6 protein-coding genes are annotated in these 8866 nt (G+C 62.8%); 2 read left to right on the forward strand and 4 right to left on the reverse strand.

The genetic code is table 11. From position 1 onward, the window contains the following. A partial coding sequence (locus ABSG20_RS22650; RefSeq protein WP_423866746.1) for a hypothetical protein occupies positions 1-183 on the forward strand: 183 nt, incomplete at its 5' end. Positions 184-552: 369 nt separating this feature from the next. Here ABSG20_RS22650 and aroQ read toward each other — a convergent pair. From aroQ to ABSG20_RS22665, 3 genes are all read right to left on the reverse strand, one after another. Then, positions 553-993, reverse strand: a complete 441-nt coding sequence (gene aroQ / locus ABSG20_RS22655) for a type II 3-dehydroquinate dehydratase (RefSeq protein WP_423866747.1) — start codon at positions 991-993, stop codon at positions 553-555. A 162-nt stretch (positions 994-1155) separates the two neighbouring features. Beyond that, positions 1156-5541: a S1 RNA-binding domain-containing protein gene (locus tag ABSG20_RS22660; RefSeq protein ID WP_423866748.1), complete on the reverse strand. Its 4386-nt coding sequence runs from the start codon at positions 5539-5541 to the stop codon at positions 1156-1158. 85 nt (positions 5542-5626) lie between these two features. Further along, positions 5627-6781, reverse strand: coding sequence for a patatin-like phospholipase family protein (locus ABSG20_RS22665; RefSeq protein ID WP_423866749.1), 1155 nt, complete (start codon positions 6779-6781; stop codon positions 5627-5629). Between the two features lie 359 nt (positions 6782-7140). Here ABSG20_RS22665 and ABSG20_RS22670 point away from each other — a divergent pair, with 359 nt between their 5' ends. Continuing rightward, the gene (locus tag ABSG20_RS22670; protein ID WP_423866750.1) at positions 7141-7377 is read left to right on the forward strand and encodes a DUF1902 domain-containing protein; all 237 of its coding nucleotides are present in this window, start codon (positions 7141-7143) and stop codon (positions 7375-7377) included. 653 nt (positions 7378-8030) lie between these two features. Here ABSG20_RS22670 and ABSG20_RS22675 read toward each other — a convergent pair. Further along, positions 8031-8594 carry a toll/interleukin-1 receptor domain-containing protein gene (locus ABSG20_RS22675; RefSeq protein ID WP_423866751.1) on the reverse strand — a complete coding sequence of 188 codons (564 nt, stop codon included), beginning with the start codon at positions 8592-8594 and terminating at the stop codon, positions 8031-8033. Positions 8595-8866: the final 272 nt, after the last annotated feature.

Genomic DNA, 8866 nt, shown 5'->3' on the forward strand with positions numbered 1-8866 from the left:
TGCGGCGGGAAAACCTGGAATGGCCCGGACAAGCCCGGCCATGACTGCTCCCGCATTTCCGAAGTTCCGATCATCTGGAAGCTTGCGCTCCTGCGCCCCCTCTCCCGCACTTCGCGGAGGAGGGTTGGGGTGGGGGAAGCTCCGGGCGAAAATCCATCGATCGCGTATCGCGGCTACATGTAACTGACACCGCCGATGCCGCGCCCCCACCCCACCCTCCCCCGCGAAGAGCGGGAGAGGGGGTGAGAGGCCGATGCCCGTGGCCTGATCGCTGCGATATAGCCATACGGTCCCAATCCGCAGATCACGCCGGTGGCGGGCGAACGCGGCTGCATTCCGATGAGCCTGGCCGCGAGCTACGGCTCGGCAAGCCAGCCGCAGCGCCGACGCGGCTCTCGCATCTAAAATATCGAAAACAACCCCATGCAAAGTAGCTTGGCGGTCGTTTGGCATGCGCGATCCGCCTCAAAATCGATCAATACTACGATTACAATCAGCAAGAGGCAGATGACGAATTCCGGGCGGCGACAAGCGGCACGACTTGCTTGTCGATCAGGCCTTCTTTGCCATCTGGGCCAGCGCGTTGATCGCCGCAATATAGCCGTAAGGTCCCAATCCGCAGATCACGCCGGTCGCCACCGACGAGATCTTCGAATGCCGGTGATATTCGTCGCGGGCATGGATGTTGGAGATGTGCACTTCCAGCACTGGGCCTTCGAAGGCCTTGATGGCGTCGAGGATCGCAATCGAGGTGAAGGAATAGCCGGCCGGATTGATGACGATGGCATCGGCGCTCTGCCGCGCCGACTGGATCAGGTCGACCAGTTCGCCTTCATGGTTGGACTGGTGAAAGGAAAGCGCCATTCCCAACTGCCCCGCCACTTGCTCGCAGCTTTGCCTGATCTCGGCCAATGTGGTGGTGCCATAGATATGCGGCTCCCGCACACCCAGAAGATTGAGGTTGGGGCCGTTCAGGATCATCAGTCGTTTCATGGGTTGTCCTCCTCCAGGGGTGGGCCGCCGAATTGGCGCGGGCGTGGCGTCGGTACCGTAGCCCGGATGGCGCGCGGCGCAATTGGGGGGACGGCGAGGCTCCCGGGTCCGAAAGCACGGGCACGACGAAATAGTCTGGGGGCCGAGGGCGGCCTGTTCGCGCTACCGCTGCGTGAGCGAGCGTGGCATCATCGTCCTGGCCAGGTCGATCAGCTCGTGGGGCGTGTGGTAGGCGTGCCAGGTTCGTCCTGGACTTCCGGCGGAGCGGATGAGCACGCGCTTTCCGGCCGGATTCGCCGGCGTACAGGCCTCGGCGGCAGCGGCCTGCGGGTAGATCTGGACATCCCAGACACGCACTCTCTCGTCGAACGTGCCGGTCACCGCGCGGGAGCCGTCCGGGCTGAATGCCGCACAAGTCACGCTTCCACCATCGTCGGCAAGCACGGCGATTTCAGCGTGATTGGCGATATGCCAGATGCGCGCCGACTTGCCTCGAGCGATCGTCAGGACGCGCGTGCCGCCGGGATCGAATGCGATGCCAGCTTCGCCCTCGTGTTCGAGGACGGCGATCTGCGCACGCGTTTCGGCATCCAGTATCCGCGTCCGGTTGCGGGAGGCGATCAGCACACAGCGTCCATCGGCGCTGAATGCGGCGCTCGTCGCCCCCCCTTCGATCCTCGGCCCGATCTGCTGCTGCGATGCGGCATCCCAGATTCGCACCGAGTTCTGGCTTGCGGTGACCACGCGCACGCCGTCGGGGCTGAATGCCGCGCTCAGCACCGCACCGTTATGCCGCAACGGCGCGCCGATCGGCCTGCGGGTTTTGACATACCAGATCTGGGCGCCATCGCGCGCCGCGGTCACCACCCGCTTGCCGTCCCGGCTGAATGCCGCGCTGGTTGCGATATGCTTGTTGTTGCCGAGCTGGACGACCGGCTCGCCGCGGATCGCGTCCCAAACCCGCACGCGCCCGCGACCCGAGACCGTCAGTATCCGCCTGCCGTCGCAGCTGAACGCCACCCAGACCACGCCATCGAGATGCCGCATGGCCGAACCGACCCGCGCAAAGGTTTCGGCGTCCCAAACCTGCGCCGTTCCGTCAAGCGATCCGGTCGCGATTCGCTTGCCGTCGTCGCTGAATGCGACCGACGTCACCTTGGCGGAATGCGCGTCCAGCACCGCGAGCTCGCGCAAGTTCGCGCAGGCGCGCAACAAGGCCTGTTCGGCTTCGGGGACGTACACGAAAGCCTTCCTCTCACGTTTGAAGGCTTCGAGCGCGACCGCCACCGCGGTGGCATAGTCGCCGGCCTGAATATGTTGCTCCGCCACGTCGGCAAGGTGTCGCGATTCCTCCTCGATGGCGCACGTACGGCTGACCTCCAGGTAACGCGTCGCGCGATCGAGCTTGATGATTTTGACCTCGAACCGATCGTTGAGCGAAATGAAGCTCAGATCGAACCGGCCCAGCCGTCTGTGCTTTACCCTTTCGACCACCACCTGCTTGGAGCGGCCATGACCAAAGCTCTGGCGCACGACGCCCGGCTCGACGGATTTCTTGAGCGACATCACCGGAGTCGCGACCGGCCTGGGCACGGGTGAATCCGGCACGGCGGTTCCCGGTATTTCCGTTGCCGGCAGCCGGGCGAAGACGCCGCCGAGATCAACCACCAAGTGGTCATCAAAGATGCAGCCGACGCGCGCCTCCAGGCGATCGCCGATGTTCAAGCGGAGCAACGGATCGGGCCGCACTTGCTCCACGGCCAACGAGACGGCCCGCTTTGCCGAGTCGATGTGAATGATCTTTGCCTTGAGCTTCTTCCCGACCGGGAACTGACCAGCCGGATCAGATCCTGGCTGCAATCTCATATCGGTGGCGGGCAGCCAAGCGTTGATACCGCCGAGATCGATCACCGCGCCCGCGGCGGCGACGCCGCTTACGCGTCCGAAAACGCAGGTGCCGGCCCGTAGCTTGCTCAACGGGTCGGGCTGCAGCTGCTTCATTCCCACCGCAATTTCGCGTTTGGCCGCGTCGATGCGCAGGATCTGCACCGGGATCCACTGCCCGATCGAGAGCAGCTGCGCCGGATCCGATCCCTGCCGCCATGAGATATCGGCCGCCGGCAGCCAACCATCGATGCGGCCAAGGTCGACAAGTGCGCCCTTGGCACCGATCTCGCTCACGCAGGCGGTGACGCTGGCGCCAACCTGCAGACCGCATACCGGGTCCGGCTGCAGCTGCTTCATTCCCAGCGCAATCCTGCGCTTGGCCGAGTCGACCTGAATGATCTTCACCTTCACCCGTTGTCCGACCAGGAGCAGCCGGCTCGGGTCCGGCACTTGCCGCCATGTGATATCGGCGGCCGGCAGCCAACCGTCGACATCACCGAGGTCGAGCACCGCGCCGTGGGCCGTGATCTCGCTTACCCGTCCGACCGTTTCGATCCCGGCCTGCAGCTCGCCAAGCGGGTCGGGCCGAAGCTGCTTCATCTCGAGAGCTACTTCGCGCGTGACCCGGTCGACACGCGCGATCCGCACCTTCGCCCGCTGACTGACCCACAGCAGACGCGTCGGGTCGCGCATCTGCCGCCACGTGATATCGGCCGCCGGCAGCCAGCCGTTGATGGTACCGAGATCGATGACCGCCCCCTTGGAGGAGATCTCGCTCACTCGTCCAGACGTGCTGATGCCGGCCTGCAGCTCGCGCAGCGGGTCGGGCTCCAGCTGCTTCATGCCCAGCACGATCTCGCGCCTCGATGGATCGACATGGTTGATCTTCACCTTTACCAGCTGTCCGACCGAGAGCAGACGTGCCGGATCCCGCACCTGCCGCCATGTGACATCGGCGGCGGGCAGCCAACCGTCGACGTCGCCGAGATCGATGACCGCCCCCTTGGCGGTGACCTCGCTGACGCGTCCATGAACACCGATGCCGGCTCGCAACTTGCCGAAAGGGTCGGGGATGAGTTGCTTTGCCCCCACCACGACCTCGCGCTTGGCCTGATCGATGCGGATGATCTGCACCTGGATCCGCTGCCCCAGCGACAGCGAACGCACCGGATCCGGTAGCTGTCGCCACGTGATATCGGCGGCAGCAAGCCAGCCATCGATGCCGCCGAGGTCGACCACGGCGCCCTTGGCGGTGGTCTCGCGCACCCGGCCGCCAAGAGGGGCGCCGGTCTTGAGCCGGCCGAGCGGGTCAGGCCGGCGCTGCTTCAAGCTCAGGGTCACCCGGCGCCGCGCGGGGTCGGTGCTAAGAATCTTCACCCTGACCTGCCGGGGGACCGTGAGCAGACCGGCCGGGTCCGGCCCCTGCCGCCACGTCATCTCGGCGGCGGGCAGCCAACCCTTGATCGGCCCGAGGTCGACCTCCGCGCCCTTGGCGGTGATCCTGCTCACCTCTCCGACGGCGCTGAGGCCGACCTGCAGGTCAGCGAACGCGGCCGTGTGAAGCTCGCGCACCAACAGGTCGCGGCGCTCGCGATCGTTACGAGTCACCACCACCCGGATTCTCTCGTTGAGCGTGACGCTCGCGTGTTCGTCGAAATATGAGCGTTCGTCGAACGGCAACGTTCCGAACACCCCGCCAAGGTCCAGTCGCGCGTGGTCCGCGAGAATATCGAGGACGCGCGCGGTGGCACGATGACCGGCCTTCAGCCTGCCGACCGGATCGGACACGGCTTCGAGCTGCTTGATACCGAGGGAAATTTCCTGGGTGTCGGGACCGATGCCGATAATCTGGGCCCGGACCCCCTGGCCGGGCCTGAGCAGGTCGAGGGGATTCTTCAGCTTCCGGGACGTGACGTCTTGCTCGCGCAGCATCCCCTTGATCTCGCCGTCACGCAGCAGTTCGAGTTCGCCGGCGTAATCGATCCCGCGCAGGCCGATGATCGCCTGATCCGGCTGGATCGCCTCGACGATACCCTCCACGACCTGTTTGATCTCGAGGTGCGAGCGGCTCGGCCGAATGGCCCACGACTCGGCGACTTCGGCCGGCATGACGGCGGGCGCGAGTTCCTGCAACGCCTTGCGCACGAGGTCGGCATGAAGCTTTTTCTTCTCCCTCGGCTCAATCTCACGGATTCTGTCGGGGACCTGATCGAGCAGCGCGACGCGAGACCTGAGTGGCCCGCGAATGTCGCTTGCGCTCCAATCCAGCACGCCCTCCGGATGGGTCAGGACGATCAGATATTGAAATAGGGAATCGTCGTCGAATCGACGATCGAAGTTCTTGAACAAATCCTTGATGGCGTATCGCTTCGCCTGTCCCTGCGGAAACGGGTTCTTGCGTTCCGCGCCATCCACCACCCAGGCTTTGTTCTTGTTGGGAATGATGCTCGCGCCGCGCCAGTTCTTGAACTCCAGTGCGAAAATTCCGCGCGGGCTGATGACGATGCTGTCGACCTCACCCGTGCCGAACAGCCCCCAATCCTCGAAGTTGTGCGATTGGATGTTGGTGGTGACGATCCAGTCGCTCGGCAATGCCCCTGCCAGGCATCTCTGCGCCTTGCTTTCAGGCCCGGAGCCGGGATTCACTTCGACCAGCGCCATCGCGGTTCACCTGATCGCATTCCATTCAAGAGGGGCATCGTGCCCACGGACAGCCGTGCTGCCAACGGGGAAACGGCATCATAGCTCAATATCCCTCCGCGAAAGGAAATTTGGCCGGCGGTGTGATCGTGACGCCGAGTTTGGCCTGCAGTGCGGCGTCCAGATGCGCCCTCAAAGCCGCGTCGCAGACCGCGTAGCCCCAATTCATGAGGCGGTCCTGAACATCGCGGGGCAGGGCCTCAAGACGGGTCGGGATCTCCGCCAGCGGGGTTGGGTTTCTGGTCGCGCATTGGAGCGGATCGGCCGCGAGCTTGTAGTCGACGAATGCGGTCCGGATGCCCCAGTAGGTACCGCTATGCTCGTTCCGCAGGTAGGAATCGATGAGGGTGCGCTTGCGCAGGCTTCTTACCTGGTTGTCGATCGTATCCAGCACCCGCAGCGAGTGCCGGGCCCAATCATGTTGGGGAGCCTCCTCCGGAGCAATCTTCTGGCCGGCGTCGCTGACAAGCAGCGTCGCGTAGCGTTTCGTAATGGTTTCGAGGCCGAGATTATCATACACGCCGCCGTCGCTCAGCACCGCGGTCTTTGTGAAAGGTTCGCGGTGTAGATCGGCGCCCGGCATGTTGACGACCGGCTGCCCGATCTGAAGCGTCAACGGCGACAGCACCGGCGGAAAGGCGGACGAGGCTGCGACCGCGGTGGCCAGCGGGACATCCGGGTGCTCCACCAGGCCGACCCGATAGTCCCCCATATAGTTACGGGAGAAGCGCCAAAGCGCGGCGGTCTGGATGTTGGTAGCGTTGATAACGAAACCAGGGTTGCCGGGCTGGGAATCATCGGGCAACGCGCTGAGCTTGGCGCCCTGGAAGAGGACGGAGTCGTACGCTTTGGCCACCCGGTCGCTGATCGACCCCGGGAGCAGGATACCGCCAATGATCGCGCCAGCGTCGACCGACGTGTCGGCCATCTTTCTGACCCGCTCGACGACGATCCCGAAATTCGACGCGACATCGCCCGTGAACGTGAGGTCCTTCCAGCTTATTCCAAGTACCCCCGCGGTAATGGACCCGCCGGAGACACTTGATATCCGCTTGACCTTGCGCAGCAGGGCGACCTCGTTGAGGCGAATAAGCGCGCCGACGTGGAAGACCATCGCGCGATAGCCGCCGCCGGAGAGCGCGAGCCCGACGCCATCCTCCAGCTGCGCAGGTGGCTGGTCGAGAAATTGGTCCAAGGACATTGCTCGCTCCCGACCGCGTCTTGTTGCAGTCTACAACGTAATCCATAGGCCGACTGTGATCAGCTTCACTTTTCAGCCGATCTTTTCGCGCCCTGTCTGGCGCGAAATGCGGCATCTCGGGACGCATTTCCGATCGGGCCGTGACCGCGGCCGTGGAGCAATTCTGCGCGTACATCGGATATCCCGAACGGAAGCAGTGACCCCGGCCTCGGCCTACGCCCATCGTCGCGGGCAATCAGGTGGCGAACCGAGGCGAACGGATCGGTACATCTTGGCGCAATGACGCTTGCCTTGGTCTGTGATAGGGTTCAAGTGCGGTGCCGCGTCGGATCGCGCCGCAAGACTCGCAGGAAGCGCCGATGTCGAGACCCGTGATTTTCACCATTTCCGCCTCTTGGGATCAGGAGGCCTCGGTCTGGAGCGGTCATTGCGACGACATCCCCGCCGCCGCCGACGCGCCGACATCAGACGAACTGCTGCAAAAAATTTCCGAAATGGCGCTCGATCTGTTGCCGGACAATCATCCTGATATCGCGCCGGAATCGCTTTACCTGCAGATCACCGCGTTGCGCGAAGCCGAGCCGGCTACAAGCTGAATGGCGCCGCAGTTCGATCGCGCGCTCAGGGATTTGCAGCGCGCCGCCGGCTGCACGCGACGATGGCCTTTCAAGCAGGATGTTCCTGTGCGGTTGCTGCCGCACTCGGGTTCTTGTCTGTCGATGCTGCGATCGAGGACAGATCTATTGCATCAAAAACTGCGCACAAAAGTTTCGTGCTGATCGGCAAAGGGAGCCTCGGCGTCGCTATCAGGCAACTCCCCGTGGTCGGGCCTTGCATGCAGAACGAAATCGGCGTTACCGCGACTGAATGCGATCCGTGTCGGATCATGGTGCGCCCATCGAGCGTCAAGGGAGGTCGTCGCCCACTTCGGACGGTGGCGCGGCGTTGAGTCAGCTGGCGACAAACAAAAAATCGCCAGGACTCCAGCTCTGTCATAACTGCGGGCGCGCAGCGTCTGTCTTTTTTGCGTCAGTCACCTCGTCGGACCAGAGGGCATCATGAAAGTAAGCGGCAGGCCCGGTTCCGGCGCATCTCGGCTTCGACGTCGATCTTGCAGCAACCAGCCCAACTCGCCCGGAACACACGCCACAGGGATCTCTCCCGACGGCGTCCTGTCGGCGCGGCGCCGTTCCCATGTGCCGCCAAAAAAGCGCGGATTTACACCGGCGGCAACAAGGGCCGCCCCCACTTATCGAAGGGCATCCTTTGCCGCCCTCAGCTTGTCTCTAGTTCCAGGGTCTTTCGCGAGGATGCCATCAATCTCCGCAGCGACTTCTTCGGCCTTTCGGTCGCCTCTGCGAAGCGCTTGATGTTTAGATATGAACCCCGTGGGGTCTTCACCCATTTGGAGAGATATAATCTTTACTCCGCGGCCAACCGCATACCCAACCTCCTGCTGAGTCCAGATACTTTGGGCAAAACCTACTGTGTGGATCGCCAGAAAAGCGTCCATCGTTCGGAGCGCCTTCTCTACTTCGGCTTGCCATTCTACAGTGGGCTCAATGTCTTCGTGCGCTACAAATCCATCAATACCATAGCGGATGAGGCAACTTTTAAGGCGAGTCGCCTTGTCCTTATGAATCGCAATGTGGCTGATGAACATGCGAAAACGTTGAGGGTTTATCCAGTTCGCAGGCGGAGATGAGGCCATTGCGCCATGCGATTGATTTTCAGGTTGATCACTGAGTTTGTACCCGTCGAAGACGCCAAACTCTTCGCGCCTAACGACGTGAGCGCCTGCATGTGCAGCCACCGGCCTAATTGCTCCGACCAGCTTTTCTAACTCCTCCGTTGGACGTGTTTCTCTATCAAGAGCAGCATTGACGAATTTAGCAAAATCGTAACTGCACCACTCCAAGTAAGGCCATTTCGAGCGACGTTGCGCAGGAGTGCCTTTCGCAATTCGGTCGAAAACTCCATTTGTACATCCGCGGATAGATTTTTTCCAGGAGGAGCGCTAAGCGTCGCACAATGTATATTCTGGGGTTGGGTAAAAAACGGCTGGGCAATCTGACCTCCCCAGCC

The sequence above is a fragment of the Bradyrhizobium sp. genome (assembly GCF_049512235.1).
GTDB lineage: Bacteria > Pseudomonadota > Alphaproteobacteria > Rhizobiales > Xanthobacteraceae > Bradyrhizobium.